The 18,966-nt window shown below is 67.0% G+C and carries 14 protein-coding genes and 1 other RNA gene; 12 read left to right on the top strand and 3 right to left on the bottom strand.

Annotated features, from left to right (window positions below):
- Positions 1-165 precede the first annotated feature (165 nt).
- A complete protein-coding gene (pepN, locus tag HCU64_RS00875) occupies positions 166-2,799 on the bottom strand; it encodes an aminopeptidase N (RefSeq protein ID WP_233381913.1) in 2,634 nt (877 codons plus the stop codon).
- Between the two features lie 126 nt (positions 2,800-2,925).
- Between pepN and gloA the strand changes: the two genes are divergently transcribed.
- Positions 2,926-3,366, top strand: coding sequence for a lactoylglutathione lyase (gloA, locus tag HCU64_RS00870; RefSeq protein ID WP_233381912.1), 441 nt, complete (start codon positions 2,926-2,928; stop codon positions 3,364-3,366).
- A gap of 60 nt (positions 3,367-3,426) precedes the next feature.
- On the opposite strand, the gene HCU64_RS00865 is transcribed toward gloA, so the two are convergent.
- The gene (locus tag HCU64_RS00865; RefSeq protein WP_233381911.1) at positions 3,427-3,588 is read right to left on the bottom strand and encodes a hypothetical protein; all 162 of its coding nucleotides are present in this window, start codon (positions 3,586-3,588) and stop codon (positions 3,427-3,429) included.
- Between the two features lie 196 nt (positions 3,589-3,784).
- Between HCU64_RS00865 and rnpB the strand changes: the two genes are divergently transcribed.
- The 8 genes from rnpB to murD all read left to right on the top strand — a co-directional run bounded on the left by rnpB (position 3,785) and on the right by murD (position 13,378).
- An RNA gene (gene rnpB / locus HCU64_RS00860) (RNase P RNA component class A) lies at positions 3,785-4,179 on the top strand.
- Positions 4,180-4,536: 357 nt separating this feature from the next.
- Positions 4,537-5,586 carry a 16S rRNA (cytosine(1402)-N(4))-methyltransferase RsmH gene (rsmH, locus tag HCU64_RS00855; protein ID WP_233381910.1) on the top strand — a complete coding sequence of 350 codons (1,050 nt, stop codon included), beginning with the start codon at positions 4,537-4,539 and terminating at the stop codon, positions 5,584-5,586.
- On the top strand, positions 5,583-6,017 hold the full coding sequence (gene ftsL / locus HCU64_RS00850) for a cell division protein FtsL (RefSeq protein WP_233381909.1): 435 nt from the start codon (positions 5,583-5,585) through the stop codon (positions 6,015-6,017). Before rsmH ends, ftsL begins: the two co-directional genes overlap by 4 nt.
- A gap of 116 nt (positions 6,018-6,133) precedes the next feature.
- Positions 6,134-7,891 (top strand): peptidoglycan D,D-transpeptidase FtsI family protein, encoded by a 1,758-nt coding sequence (locus HCU64_RS00845; RefSeq protein ID WP_233382861.1) that lies wholly within the window; start codon positions 6,134-6,136, stop codon positions 7,889-7,891.
- The gene (locus tag HCU64_RS00840; RefSeq protein ID WP_233381908.1) at positions 7,888-9,357 is read left to right on the top strand and encodes a UDP-N-acetylmuramoyl-L-alanyl-D-glutamate--2,6-diaminopimelate ligase; all 1,470 of its coding nucleotides are present in this window, start codon (positions 7,888-7,890) and stop codon (positions 9,355-9,357) included. The genes HCU64_RS00845 and HCU64_RS00840 overlap by 4 nt, the downstream gene beginning before the upstream one ends.
- A gap of 2 nt (positions 9,358-9,359) precedes the next feature.
- Entirely contained in the window at positions 9,360-10,829 is a 1,470-nt protein-coding gene (locus tag HCU64_RS00835; protein ID WP_233382860.1) for a UDP-N-acetylmuramoylalanyl-D-glutamyl-2,6-diaminopimelate--D-alanyl-D-alanine ligase, read from the top strand.
- Between the two features lie 108 nt (positions 10,830-10,937).
- The gene (gene mraY / locus HCU64_RS00830) at positions 10,938-12,020 is read left to right on the top strand and encodes a phospho-N-acetylmuramoyl-pentapeptide-transferase (protein WP_233381907.1); all 1,083 of its coding nucleotides are present in this window, start codon (positions 10,938-10,940) and stop codon (positions 12,018-12,020) included.
- Positions 12,020-13,378, top strand: coding sequence for a UDP-N-acetylmuramoyl-L-alanine--D-glutamate ligase (murD, locus tag HCU64_RS00825; protein ID WP_233381906.1), 1,359 nt, complete (start codon positions 12,020-12,022; stop codon positions 13,376-13,378). The genes mraY and murD overlap by 1 nt, the downstream gene beginning before the upstream one ends.
- Positions 13,379-13,441: 63 nt before the next feature.
- On the opposite strand, the gene HCU64_RS00820 is transcribed toward murD, so the two are convergent.
- Positions 13,442-14,917: a methyl-accepting chemotaxis protein gene (locus HCU64_RS00820; protein WP_233381905.1), complete on the bottom strand. Its 1,476-nt coding sequence runs from the start codon at positions 14,915-14,917 to the stop codon at positions 13,442-13,444.
- A 322-nt stretch (positions 14,918-15,239) separates the two neighbouring features.
- Here HCU64_RS00820 and HCU64_RS00815 point away from each other — a divergent pair, with 322 nt between their 5' ends.
- Genes HCU64_RS00815 through murC form a run of 3 tightly spaced genes read left to right on the top strand, consistent with a single transcriptional unit; the run spans position 15,240 to position 18,965 of the window.
- Positions 15,240-16,406, top strand: a complete 1,167-nt coding sequence (locus HCU64_RS00815) for an FtsW/RodA/SpoVE family cell cycle protein (protein WP_233381904.1) — start codon at positions 15,240-15,242, stop codon at positions 16,404-16,406.
- Positions 16,403-17,512: a UDP-N-acetylglucosamine--N-acetylmuramyl-(pentapeptide) pyrophosphoryl-undecaprenol N-acetylglucosamine transferase gene (locus tag HCU64_RS00810; protein ID WP_233381903.1), complete on the top strand. Its 1,110-nt coding sequence runs from the start codon at positions 16,403-16,405 to the stop codon at positions 17,510-17,512. Before HCU64_RS00815 ends, HCU64_RS00810 begins: the two co-directional genes overlap by 4 nt.
- A 46-nt stretch (positions 17,513-17,558) precedes the next feature.
- Complete coding sequence (murC, locus tag HCU64_RS00805) at positions 17,559-18,965, top strand: UDP-N-acetylmuramate--L-alanine ligase (protein WP_233381902.1); 1,407 nt, start codon at positions 17,559-17,561, stop codon at positions 18,963-18,965.
- The last annotated feature ends 1 nt before the right edge of the window (position 18,966 follow it).

Below are 18,966 nucleotides of genomic sequence, written 5' to 3'. Positions count from 1 at the left end.
CAAGCGAAGTCTTGGAAATACAGTCATTGAATTAGGCATCGGCCTCAATTCCATCGTGCCGAGCCAAGTTGATAGAAACACGGTCGGGTATCTGGCATGCCAGATCGTGATATTCAGTATAGGCTGATGTTGCTTTTCGACGTCGATGTTCTTCGCAGATTGTCCTCACACCTGGAGGCTGCGACCCGCGATGTCGGCGACGTCGCGTGACAGGCCGTCCGTTCCGGCGATCCCGCGCAGGGCTGCCTCTGCTGCAGCGCGCCGCGCCGGTTCCAGTTGCCGCCAGGAGCCGAAAGCGGTGAGGAGGCGCGCGGCGATCTGCGGGTTTCGCTTGTCGAGCGCCAAGACAGTCTCGGCGACCAGCGCATATCCGGCGCCGTCCACCCGGTTGAACTGTGTGGAGTTCGACAGGCTGAACACGCCCACGAGCGAGCGCACGCGGTTCGGATTGGTGATCGAGTAGGCGGGGTGCTGCTGGAGCGCTCCGATGCGCGCAAGGCTGCCGTCCTCAGGGATGGCAGCCTGGATGGCGAGCCACTTGTCGAGGATCAGCGGCTCGGCAGCGTAGCGTTCGGCGAAGGCAGTCAGCTCGGTCTCGCGGGCCTCGCCGGGGATCTGCGAGAGCGTGGCGAGGCCGGCGAGGCGGTCGGTCATGGTCGTGGCGCCGGCAATCTGCTCGCGGGCCAGCGCCGTGCCGCGTTCGGGGTCGGCCACCGCGATCAGGTCGAGAGCGGCGTTCCGGAAGGCGCGCTGGCCGGCCGAGGCGGCATCCGGGCTGAAGGGCGCACCGGCAGGAGCGGCCAGTTTCTCGCGTAGCGAAACGAGTTGATCGTGCAGCCGCGCGGCGATCGTCTGCCGCAGGCGGCGTCGGCCGGAAAAGATCGCGTCGGGATCGATGTTCGCGCCGATCTCGCTGGCAATCTCTCCCTCGCTCGGCAGAGCTAGCATCAGCGCTGCGAAGGCCGGATCATGGAGGGCTTCCTGGTCGAGGAAGGCGGCGAGCGCATCGGCGAGACTCTCGGCCCCATCGAGTTGCTCGGCGCCGCTGCGGGCGGCCTCGATGATGATGCGAAGCGCCACGCGCTGCGCGGATTCCCAGCGGTTGAAGGCGTCGGTGTCGTGGCGCAGCAGGGTCAGGCGTTCGGCGTCGCTCAGGCCGATCTCGACCCGCACCGGTGCCGAGAAATCGCGGAAGAGCGATGGCACCGGCCGAGCAGCAACGTTCTCGAAGGTCAGGCTGTCCTCGGCCTTGTCGAGTACAAAGACGCCGTCCTTCACGCGATCGCTCGTCGCGTCGAGCGGGCCGTCCTCGCCGATGAGCCCAAGCGCAACCGGGATCACGAGGGGTGGGGCATCGGCGCCCGCGCCGGGGCGGGTCTGCCGGACATCGAGCCGGTAGGTTTTTGCCGCCGCATCGTAGTGGCCGGAGACGGCGATGCGGGGCGTGCCGGGCCGCTCGTACCACTGGGCGAAATGCGAGAGATCGCTGCCGGTCTCTGTCGCGAAGGCCGCCAGGAAGTCCTCGACGGTGGCTGCGGTGCCGTCGTTATCGGCGAAGTAGCGGTCCATTCCCTTGCGGAAGGCCTGTTCGCCGATCAGCGTCTTGAGCATCCGCACGATCTCGGCGCCCTTCTCGTAGACGGTCGCCGTGTAAAAGTTATTGATCTCGGCATATTGCTTGGGTCGCACAGGATGGGCGAGCGGGCCGGCATCCTCCGGGAACTGGCGGCCGCGGAGCGTGCGCACCTCGCTGATCCGATGCACGGCGCGCGAGCGCATGTCGGACGAGAATTCCTGATCGCGGAAGACCGTGAGGCCTTCCTTCAGGCAGAGCTGGAACCAGTCCCGGCAGGTGACGCGGTTGCCCGACCAGTTGTGGAAGTATTCGTGGGCGATGATGGCTTCGATGTTGGAATAGTCGGCGTCCGTCGCGGTCTCGGGCGAAGCGAGCACGTATTTGTCGTTGAAGATGTTGAGGCCCTTGTTCTCCATCGCGCCCATGTTGAAGTCGGACACGGCGACGACGTTGAACACGTCGAGATCGTAGGCGCGGCCGAAAACCTCCTCGTCCCACTTCATGGAGCGGGCGACGGCGTCGAGGGCATAGTCGGCACGGGCCTCCTTGCCCGGCTCGACATAGACGCCCAGGCCGACCTCGCGGCCCTCCGAGGTGTTGAAGCGTCCGGTGACGCTGCCGAGGCGACCACCGACGATCGCGAAAAGATAGGCGGGCTTCGGATGCGGGTCCTGCCAGATCGCGTAGTGCCGGTCGGTATCCTTCACCGTGCCGGTCTCGACCGGATTGCCGTTGCCGAGCAGCACGGGCGCCTCTTCTCGCGAGGCCTCGATGCGCGTGGTGTAGATCGAGAGAATGTCGGGACGGTCGAGGAAATAGGTGATGCGGCGGAAGCCGTCCGCCTCGCACTGGGTGCAGTACACCCCGCTCGAGCGGTAGAGGCCCATCAGTTTGGTGTTGGCCGTCGGGTCGATCTCGGTCTCGATCGAGAGCGTGAACGGGCGCTGCGGGGGGCGATGGATCGTCAGGCCGGAGGGCGTCGCCGTATAGGCGTTCTCCAGCAGCACCTCTCCGTCGAGGGCCACGGCCACGAGCTTCAACTCGTCCCCGTCGAGAATAAGCGGCGTGCCGTCCTTGCCCTCGGGGTTTGGCCGCAAAGCCAGCACGGCCGTCACCCGGCTCGCATGCGGATCGAGACGGATGTCGAGATCGACCCGGTCGATGAGGTGATCGCTGGGGCGGTAGTCTGCGAGGCGGATCGTCGGGGGCGTCTCGGTGCGCATGCGGGCTCGACCTTCGGCTCGGACGGAGTGCGCCCTCTATCGAGTCCGCTGCGCCCGAGCGCAACCGTTGACGGGTGCTAGCGAGAGGCCATCTCACCTGTCACAGCACTCAGCCCGGATACGACGATGAAATACCTGCACACGATGGTCCGCGTGGCGGACCTCGACAAGGCGCTCGACTTCTACGTGAACACCTTTGGCCTCAAGGAGGTCCGCCGGGTCGACAACGAGAAGGGCCGTTTCACCCTGGTCTTCCTCGCCGCGGCCGACGACGTGGCGCAGGCCGAGGCCGAGAAGGCGCCGCTGATCGAGCTGACCCACAATTGGGATCCCGAGACCTATTCGGGCGGCCGGAATTTCGGACACCTCGCCTATCAGGTCGACGACATCTACGCATTCTGCCAGCGACTGCAGGACAAGGGCGTGACCATCAACCGCCCGCCGCGCGACGGCTACATGGCCTTCGTGAAGTCGCCGGACGGCATCTCGATCGAACTCCTGCAGAAGGGCGGGGCCAAGGAGCCGCAGGAGCCGTGGAAGTCGATGGAGAATACGGGAAGCTGGTAGATAATTCCCTCTCCGGATCCCGGGTTCGCCTGGAGCGCCCCGGGATGACGAGGGTGAAGTCTAAACGCTCACCGCCGGCGTGATCCCGAGTTCGGCGAGCTTGGCGGTCACGGCTTCCACCGGCCGCTTCAACCGCATGCTGATGACCGGCACCGGCACGCCCTCGCGAGCCAGTGTGCGCAACTGGTGGACGGTTTCCAGGGTCCAGTTCGTTTCCGTCATGGCGAGACCTCCTTCACGCGTAATGGCAGGCCCGGCGCACAAAGGCGCGCGGCCTCCTTGGGAGTGAGTTTGGCGCTGTGTCCCTGCGCCGGCAATGGATCGCCGCAAATCCGTGCAGGCCCGAACTTTGGGCAGATGGCCGGGATGGCGAATGTCCTTGACCGCATCGCTCCGCGCGGCGCACATCCGCCCCGGATCAGCCGGCCGGGCGGCCGCTCCGTGTTCGCACGGGGAGGAAAGTCCGGGCTCCATGGAGAGACGGTGCCGGATAACGTCCGGCGGGGGCGACCCCAGGGACAGTGCCACAGAGAGCAGACCGCCCTGCTTGCAGGGTAAGGGTGAAAGGGTGCGGTAAGAGCGCACCGCGGACGCGGCAACGCGGACGGCATGGCAAACCCCACCGGGTGCAAGACCGAATAGGGGTGACACGCATTCCCCGAGAGGGGAGGGCAGGCCGGCTCTCCAGGCCCGTCGCCCGGGTTGGTTGCTCGAGGCGGTCGGTGACGACCGTCCCAGAGGAATGGCCGCCACGTCCGGGTGCCGCAAGGTATCCGGGCCCTACAGAACCCGGCTTAAAGGCCGGCTGATCTCCCCGCTTTCCAGTGCCGTTTCCGGTCGGAATCCCGGCCTCGGTTGACGCTCGGTTAACCTTGCTCGGGTCTTTATCGAGGGGTGCATTTCCGTTCGGCCACGCTCGTTGACGGCGCTCGAAACCCCATGGTACCCGGCTCGAACCCGCTAAAGGTGATTTTCGGATCGGCCACCTCTCGCCCTGGTTGTGAGGGGAGCCGTTTTGCGCGAGCTTTTGGCCGGCGTCCTGCCAGCCGCGACGTCTCCGTCCGAACCGCCATTGCGCGCCCCAAGCGCCCTGCAGGAACGCATGAGCTGGATCGCATCCCAGATTCCGCAGTTGGCTTCGATTCCAGCATTGGCACGGGAGGTCGTTTCGTGAGCCGCTCCCCGCGCAGCAAAACTGCCGCCGCCGAAGGCACCCACATACCCGTCCTGCTTGCCGAGGTGATCGAGTCGCTCGCCCTGAAGGGACCGGGCCTCGCCGTCGACGGCACCTTCGGCGCGGGCGGCTACACCCGCGCCCTACTCGACGTGGACCCCTCGATTCGCGTCGTCGCGATCGATCGCGACACCACTGCCATCAGCGCCGGTGCCCCCCTCCAGAAGAAGGCCGGCAAGCGACTCCGTCTCGTCGAGGGCCGGTTCAGTTTGTTGGATTCTCTCGTCGAGGCGCAGGGCGAAGCCGGGGCCGACTGGGTGGTGCTCGATATCGGCGTCTCGTCGATGCAACTCGACCGGGCCGAGCGCGGCTTCTCCTTCCGAAACGACGGCCCCCTCGACATGCGCATGTCGAGCGAAGGCGAGAGTGCCGCCGACCTTGTCAACGAGGCCGACGAGGCGACGCTCGCCGACATCTTCTTTCATTACGGCGAGGAGCGCCGCGCCCGCGCCGTGGCCCGCGCCATCATCGAGACCCGCCGCCGCGGGCCGATCGAAACCACGGGCCAGCTCGCCGAGCTGATCGCTGGCGTGGTCCGTGCCGAGCCCGGCAGCCACATCCATCCTGCCACGCGTAGCTTCCAGGGCCTGCGCATCGCAGTGAATGACGAACTCGGAGAGCTGGTCGCCGCTCTCCACGCTGCCGAGCGCATCCTGCGCCCCGGCGGCCGTCTCGCGGTGGTGACCTTCCATTCGCTGGAAGATCGCATCGTAAAGCAGTTTCTCTCGGCCCGCAGCGGCCGCGCGGTCCAGGCCTCGCGTCACGTTCCGAGCGTCGAGCGTCCGGTGCCGCGGAGCTTCGCACCCGTGACCAAGGGGCCGGTATTGCCGAGCGACGAGGAGTGCCGTGCGAACCCACGCGCACGCTCCGCCAAGCTACGTGCCGCCGAGCGCACCGATGCCCCCGTGCCCGCGCCGCTCGATGCGGTTCAGGACCTCGCCATCCTTCCGGCCACCGCCGCACTTCGTGGAGGATCGCGTCGGTGATCCGCATCCTCAACATCCTCGCTGTGCTCGGGCTGATGGCGTCGGCCGTCCACGCCTACTCGACGAAATACGACACGCTCTATCAGGCGGCGCAGGTCTCGAAGCTCAAGAGCCAGCTGCACAACGAGCGCCAAGCCATCGCGGTGCTGCGCGCCGAGTGGCAGCTCCTCACCCGTCCGGACCGGCTTCAGGCCGCGGTCGAGCGCCACCTGGCGCTAGAGCCGATCGGCGTCGAGCATCTCGCCCGCATGTCCGACCTGCCGGCGCGCCCCGACCGAGGCGACGAGATCGGCCGGCTTCTCGCCGCGACCTCGACGCCGAAGGAGAAGACCGTGGCTCGGGCTGACGAGCCGCGCACCACGGGCTCGATCACCCGCTCGACCACGACCCGTACCGTCAACACCCGCACGCCGACCACGGCTTCGAGGTAGGTCCCGTGTCCGAATATCATCCGCAGGATCAGGACGCGCCGGTCGCGAGCGAGCACGAGGCCCACGAGGCCGTGCCGCACGACCAAGCCGAGCAGCAGGTCTACGTCGAGACCGATGTGCCCGAGCGTATCGTCGCGACGGAGCCGCGCGATGCGTTCCTGGTGCGGCTGTGGCGCACGATGTTCCGCCTCGCCATCGAGCGCTCCTACACCCGCGTCGGCATCGTCGGGCTCGGCTTCGCTGCCGTCTTCTGCGCGATCTCGGTTCGGCTCATCATCATGGCCTCGAGCCCGAGCGCCAGCGACGACCACCGCATCGCGGCCGCCGCCACCACGGCGATCCGGCCGGACATCATCGACCGCAACGGCGAGATCCTGGCCACCGACATCCGTACGGTCTCGGTCTTCGCCGAGCCGCGCAAGATCTATGACAAGGACGAGGCGACGGAGCTGCTCACCGCCGTCTTGCCCGAGCTGAACGCTTCGGAGCTGCGCGCCAAGCTCTCGACAAAGAAGGGTTTCGTCTGGGTCAAACGCGAGATCACGCCGAAGCAGCAGCAGGAGGTCCACCGCCTCGGCCTGCCCGGGGTCGGCTTCCTGCCCGATCACAAGCGCGTCTACCCGAACGGCGTCGCCGCGGCCCACATTATCGGCGCGACGAACCTCGACAATATCGGCATCGCCGGTATGGAGAAATACATCGACAACCAGGGCAATGGCGCCCTCAACAGCCTCGGCTTCGTCGCCAAGCAGACGGACCTCGCGCCCGTTCAGCTCTCTCTCGACCTGCGCGCCCAATTCGCGGTGCGCGACGAGCTCGTGAAGGGTATCGAGCACTTCAAGGCCAAGGCCGGCGCCTCGATGATCCTCGACGTGACCACCGGTGAGGTGATCGCGCTCGCATCCTATCCCGATTTCGATCCGAACGAGCCGAAGGACGCGCTCTCGCCCGATCGCATCAACCGCATGAATGTCGGCGTCTACGAGATGGGCTCGACCTTCAAGGCGATGACCCTCGCCATGGCGCTCGATTCCGGCAAGTACAACGTCAACTCAACCTTCGATACCCGCGGCGGCGCGATGCATTGGGGCCGTCAGACCATCCACGACTACCATGCGACAGGCCGCGTCCTGACGATGCCGGAGGTGTTCACGCACTCCTCCAATATCGGCTCGGCCAAGATGGCGCTCGGCGTCGGCATCCCCGGTCACCAGGCCTTCCTCCGGAAGATGGGCCTGCTCGACCGCATGCGCACTGAGCTGCCGGAGAGCGCTTCGCCGATCCTCCCGCCGCGCTGGAGCGAGATCAACACAATCACCATCGCCTTCGGCCACGGCATCGCCGTCGCGCCGATCCAGGCGACAGCTGCCGTCGCGGCCATCATCAACGGCGGCGACTACATGGTCCCGACCTTCCTCAAGCGGGACGAAGCCACGGCTCGCGCCAAGGCCACCCACGTGCTCTCGGCGCAGAACAGCGAGGCCATGCGCTTCATCATGCGCCTCAACGCCACCGAGGGCTCGGCCAAGAAGGCCTCGATCCCGCTCTACTATGTCGGCGGCAAGACCGGCACGGCAGAGAAGGTGATCGGCGGTCGCTACAACAAGAACCGGCTGTTCACGACCTTCATGGCGGCTTCGCCCATGAATGATCCGAAATATCTCTTCGTGACGCTGATGGACGAGCCGCAGGGCCTGCCCGAAACCGGCGGCTACGCCACGGCGGCCTACAATTCGGGTTCGGTGACGGGTAAGATCATCGAGCGCGTCGCGCCGATCCTCGGCCTGCCGCCGCAATTCGATCCGCCCGCGAGGCCGTTCCCGCTGATGGTCAAGGCCGGCGCCTACCACGCGAACATGGTCGACGGCCGGTGAGCGGCGCGACGCTCACCAGCCTGTTCCCCGACGCCGACGTTGCAGACCGGCCCGTCGCGGGCATCACCGCCGACAGCCGCAAGGTCGTCCCTGGCGGCGTCTTCGTTGCGATCCCCGGGACCAAGGCCGATGGCCGGCTCTTCGCCGCCAAGGCCGCCGCTGCCGGCGCCGTCGCCGTGGCAGGGGAGGGCGATCGCCCGGCCGACCTTCCGGCCGAGACTGCCTGGATCGCGGTGTCCGATGCCCGACGCACCCTGTCGCTTGCTGCTGCCCGCCTCTCCGGCCGTCAGCCGGAGACCGTCGTGGCCGTCACCGGTACGGCGGGCAAGAGCTCGGTCGCCGATTTCGTCCGTCAGATCCTGTCGCGGCTCGGCCGGGACTCTGCCAGCCTCGGTACCGTCGGCATCGTCACCAACAAGGGCGCGGCGTATGGCTCGCTGACCACGCCCGACCCGGTCACCCTGCACGAGACCCTGGCGCGGCTCGCCGATGACGGCATCACCGACCTCGCCATGGAGGCCTCCTCGCACGGGATCGAGCAGCGCCGGCTCGATGGTGTGGCGTTGGCGGCGGCCGGCTTCACCAATCTCGGCCGCGATCACCTCGATTATCACCCGACCGTCGAGGATTACCTCGAGGCCAAGCTCCGACTGTTCACGACGCTGCTGCCGAAGGGCCGGCCGGTAATCGTCAATGCCGACGGAGCCTATGCCGAGCGCGTCATCGGTACGGCCGACGCGGCCGGCCACGAGGTCCGCACCACCGGCCGCGCCGGCCGCTACATTCGCATCGAGGACGTGCGGCCGGAGGGCTTTTCACAGGCCCTGAGCCTGCGCGGACCCGGCAAGGACGGCGAGACCACCTACACCGTTCGGCTGCCGCTCGCCGGCGAGTTCCAGATCGAAAATGCTCTCGTCGCCGCCGGTCTCGCGCTGGCGACGCCGGCAGGTGCTGCTGATCCGGCCGGCGTCTTCGCCTCGCTCGAGACGCTGACCGGCGTGCCCGGCCGTATGGAGCGCATCGGCGAGGCCAATGGCGGCCTCTGCCTCGTCGACTACGCCCACAAGCCCGAGGCGCTGGAGCACGTATTGATGGCGCTCCGCCCCTTCGCGAGCGGGCGCCTCGTTCTGGTCTTCGGCTGTGGCGGCGATCGCGATACCGGCAAGCGCCCGATCATGGGCGAGATCGCCCAGCGCCTCGCTGACCGCGTCATCGTCACCGACGACAACCCCCGCACCGAAGAGCCGGCCACGATCCGCGCCGCGATCCTGGCCCAGGCTCCGCACGCAGAAGAGATCGGCGACCGCGCCGAGGCGATCCGTACTGCGGTGCGTGAGCTGCGACCCGGCGACGTGCTGGTCGTGGCCGGCAAGGGTCATGAAACCGGCCAGATCGTGGGCGACCGGGTGCTCCCATTCTCGGACCACGAAGCGGTTCGCGCCGCTATCGCTGAGCTGAAGGGGTGACGATGGACATCGGCGACACGCCGCTCTGGACGCGCGAGGCGTTGCAGGCGGCCACTGGCGGCAGCCTGCAGGGCGAGCCGCACTCCGTCACGGGCGCCTCGATCGACACCCGCACGCTTCAGCCGGGTGATCTGTTCTTCGCCATCCGCGGCGAGACGCGCGACGGGCACGACTTCGTTCGGTCGGCCCTGGAGAAGGGGGCAGGCGCGGCGGTCGTCGCGCAGGGCAGGGCAGGGGAGTTTTCGAGCTTCGGGCCCGTCCTCGCAGTGCCGGAGACCGGCGAAGACCCCGTCCTCGATGCGATGCGCGCCATTGGCCGCGCAGCGCGTGCCCGCTCGCATGCCGGCATCGTCGCGGTCACTGGTTCGGTCGGCAAGACCGGCACAAAGGAAGCCCTGCGCCACGTCCTTTCCGCGCAAGGCGAAACCCACGCCTCGGTCGCTTCCTACAACAACCATTGGGGCGTGCCGCTCACCTTGACTCGGATGCCGGAGAACGCCCGCTACGGGGTCTTCGAGATCGGCATGAACCACGCTGCCGAGATCGTGCCGCTGACAGCGCAAGTCCGCCCGCAGGTGGCGCTCGTCGTGACCGTCGAGCCGGTCCATATCGAGCATTTCCGGTCGCTCTCGGCCATCGCCGACGCGAAGGGCGAGATCTTCTCCGGGCTCGAACCCGGCGGCGTCGCCATCATCAACCGCGACAACCCCAACTTTCCGCGGCTGTTGGCCCATGCGCAGGCTTCGCGGGCCGGCCGCATCGTCACCTTCGGCGAGCACGAAGAGGCGGATGTGCGCGCCAACCGCATCGTTACGCGTCCCGACCTCTCGGTGGTCGACGCGACGGTGATGGGCGTGCCGGTGACCTACCAGCTCGGCACGGCCGGGCGGCACGTCGCGATGAATTCCCTCGGCGTCCTCGCGGTGGTCCATTCCCTCGGGGCCGATCTCGCCCGCGCGGCGATCTCGCTTGCTGGTCTGAAGCCGCCCGTTGGGCGCGGCGAGCGCACGGCCCTGACCATCAAGGAGGGCGAAGCCTTCCTGGTCGACGAAAGCTACAACGCCAACCCGGCCTCGATCCGCGCCGCCCTGTCGACGCTCGCTGGCATCGAGGTGACGGGCCGTGGCCGCCGGATCGCAGTCCTCGGCGACATGCTCGAGCTCGGGCCGTCCTCCGAGCAGCATCACCGCGAGCTCGCCGATGCGGTGCGCGCCAACGGAATCGATCTCGTCTTCACGGCAGGCAGCATGATGCGCCACCTGTTCGAGGCGCTGCCCGTGGCGAACCGCGGCGCAGCCGCCGCGACCTCGGCAGAGCTCGTCGACGCAGTGCTCGATCGCCTCCGTCCCGGCGATGCCGTGATGGTGAAAGGCTCGAACTCGATCCGGATGGGCAGGATTGTGGAAGCGGTGAAGGCCCGTTATGCGAGCGCCACCGATCCGCGGGACGCGCAACTCAAGGCTGCCCCCTGACCCCTCGATGGCGGCTGCCTTCCGGCGCGGCCGTGCCCTCCCGACCTCGCTGACCGGCGCAGACCTTGCCGCCGGACGCGACCAGAGCCCGCGGCGACTGTCAGACGCATGTTCTTTCTTCTCTCGGACTTGAGCAGCAGCTTCAACGCGCTCAACGTCTTCCGCTACATCACCTTTCGCACCGGTGGCGCGCTGTTCACGGCGGGCTTGTTCGTGTTCTGGTTCGGGCCCTGGATCATCTCCCTGCTGCGCCTGCGTCAGGGCAAGGGCCAGCCGATCCGTGAGGACGGCCCGGCCACGCACCTGACGAAACGCGGCACGCCCACCATGGGCGGCCTGATGATTCTGGCCGGCTTCCTCGTGGCCGTGCTGCTCTGGGCCAATCCGCGCAACCACTATGTCTGGATCACCCTCGCGGTGACCGTGGGCTTCGGCGCGATCGGCTTCTACGACGACTACCTGAAGGTGACGAAGCAGTCGCATCTCGGCTTCTCGGGCAAGTTCCGGCTGCTGCTCGAAGCCTCCATCGCCGGCGCGGCCTGCGTGCTGATCTCCTACTATTCGCCCGCCAGCCTCCAGAACGAGCTGGCCTTCCCCGTCTTCAAGGACGCGCTGCTGAATCTCGGCTGGTTCTGGGTGATCTTCGCCGGCTTCGTCATCGTCGGCGCGGGTAATGCCGTAAACATCACCGATGGCCTCGACGGCCTCGCCATCGTGCCGGTGATGATCGCCTGCGGCACCTTCGGCTTCATCGCCTATCTCGTCGGCAACTCCTTCACCGCGGGCTACCTGCAGGTGAACTACGTGCGCGACACCGGCGAACTCGCCGTAGTCTGCGGCGCGGTGATCGGGGCGGGCCTCGGCTTCCTGTGGTTCAACGCGCCGCCCGCGCAGATCTTCATGGGCGACACCGGCTCGCTGGCGCTGGGCGGCCTGCTCGGCACCATCGCGGTCGCTACCAAGCACGAGATCGTGCTCGCCATCGTCGGCGGGCTGTTCGTGCTGGAGATGATGTCGGTGATCATCCAGGTCGCCTCGTTCAAGCTCACGGGCAAACGCGTCTTCCGAATGGCGCCGATCCATCACCATTTCGAGCAGAAGGGCTGGAAGGAAGCGCAGGTCGTGATCCGCTTCTGGATCATCGCCGTAATCCTCGCGCTGGCCGGCCTCGCCACGCTGAAGTTGCGCTGATGACCCCCGCCACGACCTTTGCCGGCAAGAGAATCGCCCTGTTCGGCCTCGGCGGCTCCGGCCTCGCCACGGTCCACGCTCTCAAGGCCGGGGGCGCCGAGGTGATCGCCTGGGACGACAGCCCGGAGAGCGCCGAGCGCGCTCGGCAGCAGGGCATCACCGTCTGCGACCTGCGCACGGCCGATTGGAGCGGCTTTTCCTCGCTCGTTCTGGCGCCCGGCGTGCCGCTGACTCATCCGGAACCGCACTGGACCGTCGGCCTCGCCAAGGCGGCCGGCGTCGAGATCATTGGCGACATCGAGATCTATTGCCGCGAGCGCGCGGCCATCGCGCCCGACGCGCCCTTCGTCGCCATTACCGGCACCAACGGCAAATCGACCACGACCGCACTGATCGCGCATGTACTCGCCAGTGCCGGCTACGACGTGCAGATGGGCGGCAATATCGGCACGGCGATCCTTTCGCTGCAGCCGCCCTCGCGCGAGCGCATCCACGTCGTCGAGCTCTCGACCTTCCAGATCGACCTGACGCCCACGCTGAAGCCGAGCGCCGGCATCCTGCTCAACCTGACGCCGGACCATCTCGACCGTCACGGCACGATGGAGAACTACGCCGCGATCAAGGAGCGCGTGGTGCAATCGGCCGACCTCGCCATCGTCGGCGTGGACGACGCCTATTGCGAAGCCATCGCCAGCCGCCGCTCAGCGCCGATGATCCGCGTCCATGTCGAGGGCCACGGCCATGCGGAGGCCGAGCTGATCGCGCGCGACGCCAAGGTGTTCGAGGGCGACGTGGTGCTCGCCGATCTCGACGGCATCGGCTCGCTGCGCGGCGCCCATAATTGGCAGAACGCGGCGGTGGCCGCCGCCACCGTGCGCGCCTTCGGTGTCGAGGGCGAGCGGCTGGCCGCTGGCCTGAAGAGTTTTCCGGGGCTTGCCCACCGCATGGAGCAGGTTGGGCGGCGCGGCCGCGTGCTCTTCGTCAACGACTCGAAGGCGACCAACGCCGATTCCACCGAGAAGGCACTCACCGCTTTCCGTGACATTCATTGGATCGTCGGCGGCAAGGCAAAGGAGGGCGGCATCACTCCGCTCGTGCCGCTCTTCGACCGGGTCGCCCACGCCTATCTGATCGGTGCATCGAGCGAGGCTTTCGCGCAGACGCTGGAGGGTCGGGTGCCCTACACGCTCTGCGGCACACTCGACGTCGCCACGCAGAAGGCCGCCGAGGCCTCTGCCTCGTCTGACGCGGCCGAGCCGGTCGTGCTGCTCTCGCCGGCCTGCGCGTCCTACGATCAGTTCCGGAACTTCGAGATCCGGGGCGACCGCTTCCGCGAGCTGGTCAGGGCGCTGGACTGATCGACTTAAAAAGTCAGAGCGGGCTTCACGCGAAAATGTGTCGCCGGCTTTTCGCAGCCTGCTCTAGCGCGCCAGCACCTGCGCGGCGTTGCGCGTCGTCGCGACGGCATCGGAGACCTGGGTCACGGCTGCGGTGATCGTCGTGATGTTGTCGGCGATGGTCGCGACGGCGCGGGCGGCATCCTGCATGTTCATCGACATGTCGCGCGTCACCGCGGACTGCTCCTCCACCGCGGCCGCCGTGGCGACCACGTGGTTGCGCATGACATCCACGGAGTCGCGGATCGAATCGAGCGCGCCGACCACCTCGGTCGAAACCGTCTGGATGCCCTCGATCTCGCCGTTGATCTGGTCGGTGGCGCGGGCAGCCTGGCTGGCAAGGCTCTTCACCTCCTGCGCCACCACCGCGAAGCCGCGTCCGGCATCGCCGGCGCGCGCCGCCTCGATGGTGGCGTTCAGGGCGAGCAGGTTGATCTGCGCGGCGATGGTGTTGATCAGCCCGACGATCCCGCTCATCGAGCCGGCAGCGTCCGACAGCCGCTTCGTGTAATCGCTGGCCTCGCGGACCCGCTCGAAGGCGCTATCCGTGGCGGCCTGCGACTTCTGCATGCTCTCGGAGACCTCGGCGACGGATGCCGCGAGTTCCTCGGTCGCGGCGGCCATGGTGCCGACGCTGCCGGATGTGTTGCGGGCAGCCTCGAGGGCGGTGCGCGATTCCAGGCTCGAGCGGCCGACAGCCTGGTCGATCTCGCCGAAGTTGTGGTCGATCATCACGCGGAGCTTGGCGAGCAGGCCGACCTGTTCGGTGATGTCGGTGGCGAATTTGACCACCTTGTAGGGACGGCCCGAGGCATCGAGGATCGGATTGTAGGAGGCCTGGATCCAGACCTCGCGGCCGCCCTTGGCGATGCGCTTGTACTGGCCTGCCTGATAGTTGCCCTGCTTCAGCGCCGCCCAGAAGGCACTGTAGTCCGGATCGGCGCGGTAGCCCGCCTCCACGAACATCGAGTGATGCCGCCCCTTGATCTCGTCGAGCCGGTAGCCGACCACCGAAAGGAAGTTCTCGTTGGCGTCGCTGATCGTGCCGTCGAGATCGAACGCGATGACGCCCTGCGACTTGCCGATGGCCGCCACCTGCCCGGCGCGGTCGGCATCCTCGGCCTTCTGCCGGGTGATGTCGGTAGCGAACTTGACGATGCGATAGGGCTTGCCGGCCGAATCGAAGAGCGGATTGTAGGAGGCCTCGATCCAGATCTCGGCGCCGCTCTTGGAGACGCGCTTGAACTGCCCGGCCTGATATTGGCCTGCCCGCAGTCTTTCCCAAAAGATCTGGTACTCGGCGGAATCCTTGTAGCCAGGCTCGACGAACATGTTGTGATGCCTGCCGGCGATCTCGGGCAGCGTATAGCCGACGGCGGAAAGGAAGTTCTCGTTCGCGACGAGAATCTTGCCGGTGAGATCGAATTCAATCACCGCTTGAACACGGTCGAGCGCCGCCAGCTTCGCGCTCTTTTCCAGCGTGCTCTTCGATCCGAACATCACGTTTCCCAACCTCATCGACGAGCCGTGTCGACGTTCCAGAACCACTATGCTGCCAGATTTAACCACAGGTTGCGGCTCTGGAATCTGAATTCGCCTTGCGCTATCGGGCGGCGAGAGCAGATTAGAGTGCAGTATCAGACCGAAATACCTAACGGCCTTTAAATGAAGTCGATGATGTCGGCATCGCTCAAGCGCTGTGGTGGAAAGCTTTATTCGAAACCCGGCGCCGCAAGCCTAAGAAAGCGTTTACCAATCCACTTCACCATTCCCGCCGGCTGCGGTCTCGCCTGTTGCGAGCCTCCGGAGGTTGTCCAACGCCATGATGTCTCGCGCCGAGCGCACGCCCCTGAACGACTGGTGGTGGACGGTTGATCGCAGCCTGCTGGCCGGTCTCGGCTGCCTGATGGTCGCCGGTCTCGTCTTCCTGATGGGCGGTGGCCCGCCGGTGGCCGAGCGGATCGGCCTTCCGACCTTCTATTTCCTCAACCGGCAGGCGGCGTATCTCGTCCCGACGATCGCGCTGATCGTCGCCGTGTCCTTCCTGTCGGTGCGCCACATCCGCCGCTTCGCGCTGGTGACGTGGCTGATCGGCGTCGCCCTCTGCGTGCTTGCCGGCAAGTTCGGCCCCGAAATCAAGGGCGCACACCGCTGGATCCAGTTCGGCTCCTTCGGCCTGCAGCCGTCCGAATTCGTGAAGCCAGCCTTCGTCGTGGTGGCCGCCTGGGCCTTCTCAGAGGGCGCGCAGCGTCGCGACATGCCCGGCGGCCTGCTCGCGATGGCACTCCTGCCGATCACCATCGTGCCGCTGCTGCTGCAGCCCGATTTCGGACAGACCATGCTCATCACCATCGTGTGGTGCACGCTGTTCTTCGTGGCCGGCCTGCATTGGTTCTGGGTGGCCGGTCTCGGCGGCGCGGGCCTGCTCGGCGTGGCGGCTGCTTACACGGTGCTCCACCACGTCAAGGAGCGCATCGACCGCTTCCTCGACAAGGATTCGGGCGACTCGTTCCAGGTTTTCTGGTCGCGCGAATCGTTCACCTCCGGCGGATGGTTCGGCACCGGGCCGGGCGAGGGCATCGCCAAACGCCACCTGCCGGATGCGCATACCGACTTCATCTTCTCCGTCACGGGCGAGGAGTTCGGCGTGATCGTCTGCCTGTGCCTCGTCGCGCTGTTTGCCTTCATCGTGATGCGGGGCTTAAAGCTCGCCCGGCGTACGGACGACACCTTCTCGAGGCTTGCCATCACCGGGTTGACCACGCTCTTCGGCCTGCAGGCCTGCATTAACATGGCGGTGAACACGCAGCTGATGCCGGCCAAGGGCATGACGCTGCCTTTCGTCTCCTACGGCGGTTCGTCGCTGATCTCGCTGGCGCTCGGCATGGGCTTCCTCGTCGCGCTTACCCGCAAGCGTCCGCGCACGACGAGCCTCGGCCAACGCCCGCCGGGCACGACCCCGTCGGCCGTTCCCGGTCTGATGCAGTGACCGTCTTCCAGCCTCTCGTCCTGGTTTGCGCGGGCGGCACGGGCGGGCATCTGTTTCCCGCCGAGAGTCTCGCGCATGCTCTGAAAGCGCGTGGCATCCGCGTGGCGCTCGCGACCGATGCCCGCGTGGATTCGATCTCGGGCGAGTTTCCGGCCGAGGAGATCGTCACGATCCCGTCGGCGACGCCGTCGGGCCACTCGATCCTGAAGCGGGCAGGGGCGCTCGGGAAGCTCGGCCGCGGTTTCGGACGCGCCGCCAAAGAGATCCGCCGGCTCAACCCGGCCCTGGTGATCGGCTTCGGTGGCTATCCGACCGTGCCTCCGGTTCTCGCCGCGCAGATGCTGCGCGTGCCGACGATCCTGCACGAGCAGAACGCGGTGATGGGCCGGGCCAACGGCTTCCTGGCTCGCGGGGCGCGCGTCATCGCCACTGGATTCGCTGAAGTCCGCGGCGTGCCGGCCAAGGCGACTGCCCGGCGTGTCCATACCGGCAACCCGATCCGCCCCGCCGTGCTGGCGGTGGCCGCTACGCCGTATCCACCCCTCGACGCGAATGCTCCGCTGCACCTCCTCGTCTTCGGCGGCAGCCAGGGCGCGCGGGTGATGAGCGACGTCGTGCCGAGCGCGATCGAATCGCTGCCCGCCGATTTCCGCGCGCGGCTTCACATCGTCCAGCAGGCACGGCCGGAGGATCTGACCTCTGTCCAGAACCGCTACCTCGCCATGGGGCTCGCGGGGGTCGAGGCTGCACCCTTCTTCAAGGACCTGCCCGGCCGGATGGCGAAGAGCCATCTCGTCGTCGCACGGTCCGGCGCCTCGACGGTTTCGGAACTCGCTGCCATCGGCCGTCCGTCCATCCTGGTGCCGCTGCCGGGCGCACTCGATCAGGACCAAGCCGCCAATGCCGCGACGCTTGCCGCCATCGGCGCCGCACTCAACCTGCCGCAGGCCGCCTTCACGCCCGATCGGCTCACGGCCGAGCTGGTGGATTACTTCGAGGCACCCGAAAAATTGACCGCAGCGGCCAAGGCCGCCAAAACCGCGGGCATCCTCGACGCGGCCGAGCGTCTGGCGGCACTCGTCGTCGAGACGGCGGCCCGCACCTGATTCATTTCGTTTATTTCCGCTTCGGCGCCCGACACGGACACATCCCATGAAGCTGCCGGAAAAGCTCGGCCCCGTTCACTTCATCGGCATCGGCGGCATCGGCATGTCCGGCATCGCCGAGGTCATGGCCAATCTCGGCTACACCGTGCAGGGTTCGGACGCGAACGATAACGCCAATGTCCGCCGCCTCGCCGAGAAGGGCATCAAGACCTTCGTCGGCCATAAGGCCGAGAACGTCGAGAACGCCGCCATCATCGTGGTCTCGACGGCGATCCGCCGCGACAATCCCGAGTTGATCGCCGCTCGCGACCGTCGCCTGCCCGTCGTCCGCCGCGCCGAGATGCTGGCAGAGCTGATGCGTTTCAAATCCTGCGTCGCCGTCGCCGGTACGCACGGCAAGACGACCACGACCTCGCTCGTCGCGACGCTGCTCGATGCCGGCAACATGGACCCGACCGTGATCAATGGCGGCATCATCAACGCCTATGGCACGAATGCCCGCATGGGCGCCGGAGATTGGATGGTGGTCGAGGCCGACGAGTCGGACGGCACCTTCCTCAAGCTGCCGGCCGATGTGGCGATCGTCACCAATATCGACCCCGAGCATCTCGACCATTTCGGCTCGTTCGACGCGATCAAGGACGCCTTCCGGCGCTTCATCGACAACATCCCGTTCTACGGCTTCGCGGTGATGTGCATCGATCACCCGATCGTGCAGGACCTCGTCGGCCATATCGAGGACCGCCGCATCATCACCTACGGTGAGAACCCGCAGGCCGATGTGCGCCTGATCGACATCGATCTGCGCGGCGGCCAGAGCAAGTTCCGCGTGATGATCCGCGACCGGCGCCCGGGCCTGCGCCTCGAGATGCAGGACCTCGTCCTGCCGATGCCGGGCAAGCACAATGCGCTGAACGCCACTGCCGCGCTCGCCGTGGCGCATGAGCTCGGCGTACCCGAGGATTCGATCCGCAAGGCGCTGGCCGGTTTCGGGGGCGTCAAGCGCCGCTTCACCCGCACGGGCGAGTGGAATGGCGCCGCGATCTTCGACGATTACGGCCATCACCCGGTGGAGATTGCCGCCGTGCTGAAGGCCGCCCGCGCCTCGACGGACGGCAAGGTCATCGCCGTTGTCCAGCCGCACCGCTATACGCGCCTGCAATCGCTGTTCGACGATTTCTGCACCTGCTTCAACGATGCCGACACGGTGGTCGTCGCCCCGGTCTATGCCGCGGGCGAGGCGCCGATCGAGGGCATCGACCGCGACTCCCTCGTCGCCGGCCTGCGCTCGCGCGGCCATCGCGACGCGGTGGCCCTCGAGAAGCCGGAGGATCTCGCCGGCATCGTCGCCGGCCATGCCGGACAGGGTGACTACGTCGTCTGTCTCGGCGCCGGCACCATCACGCAGTGGGCCTACGCATTGCCGGGTGAATTGGCGGCTTTGAAGGGCTAAG

Source organism: Methylobacterium sp. C25, from assembly GCF_021352225.1.
Classification (GTDB): Bacteria; Pseudomonadota; Alphaproteobacteria; order Rhizobiales; family Beijerinckiaceae; genus Methylobacterium.
Note: the sequence above shows the minus strand (reverse complement) of the source record. Positions and strands in the feature narration are given on the sequence as shown.

What these genes read in the sequence shown, in the direction of transcription:
- gloA (WP_233381912.1), top strand. Translation starts at nt 2,926, where the DNA reads ATGAAATACCTGCACACGATGGTCCGCGTGGCGGACCTCGACAAGGCG.
- pepN (WP_233381913.1), bottom strand. Translation starts at nt 2,799, where the DNA reads ATGCGCACCGAGACGCCCCCGACGATCCGCCTCGCAGACTACCGCCCC.
- HCU64_RS00835 (WP_233382860.1), top strand. Translation starts at nt 9,360, where the DNA reads ATGGACATCGGCGACACGCCGCTCTGGACGCGCGAGGCGTTGCAGGCG.
- HCU64_RS00815 (WP_233381904.1), top strand. Translation starts at nt 15,240, where the DNA reads ATGATGTCTCGCGCCGAGCGCACGCCCCTGAACGACTGGTGGTGGACG.
- murC (WP_233381902.1), top strand. Translation starts at nt 17,559, where the DNA reads ATGAAGCTGCCGGAAAAGCTCGGCCCCGTTCACTTCATCGGCATCGGC.
- HCU64_RS00820 (WP_233381905.1), bottom strand. Translation starts at nt 14,917, where the DNA reads ATGTTCGGATCGAAGAGCACGCTGGAAAAGAGCGCGAAGCTGGCGGCG.
- murD (WP_233381906.1), top strand. Translation starts at nt 12,020, where the DNA reads ATGACCCCCGCCACGACCTTTGCCGGCAAGAGAATCGCCCTGTTCGGC.
- HCU64_RS00865 (WP_233381911.1), bottom strand. Translation starts at nt 3,588, where the DNA reads ATGACGGAAACGAACTGGACCCTGGAAACCGTCCACCAGTTGCGCACA.
- mraY (WP_233381907.1), top strand. Translation starts at nt 10,938, where the DNA reads ATGTTCTTTCTTCTCTCGGACTTGAGCAGCAGCTTCAACGCGCTCAAC.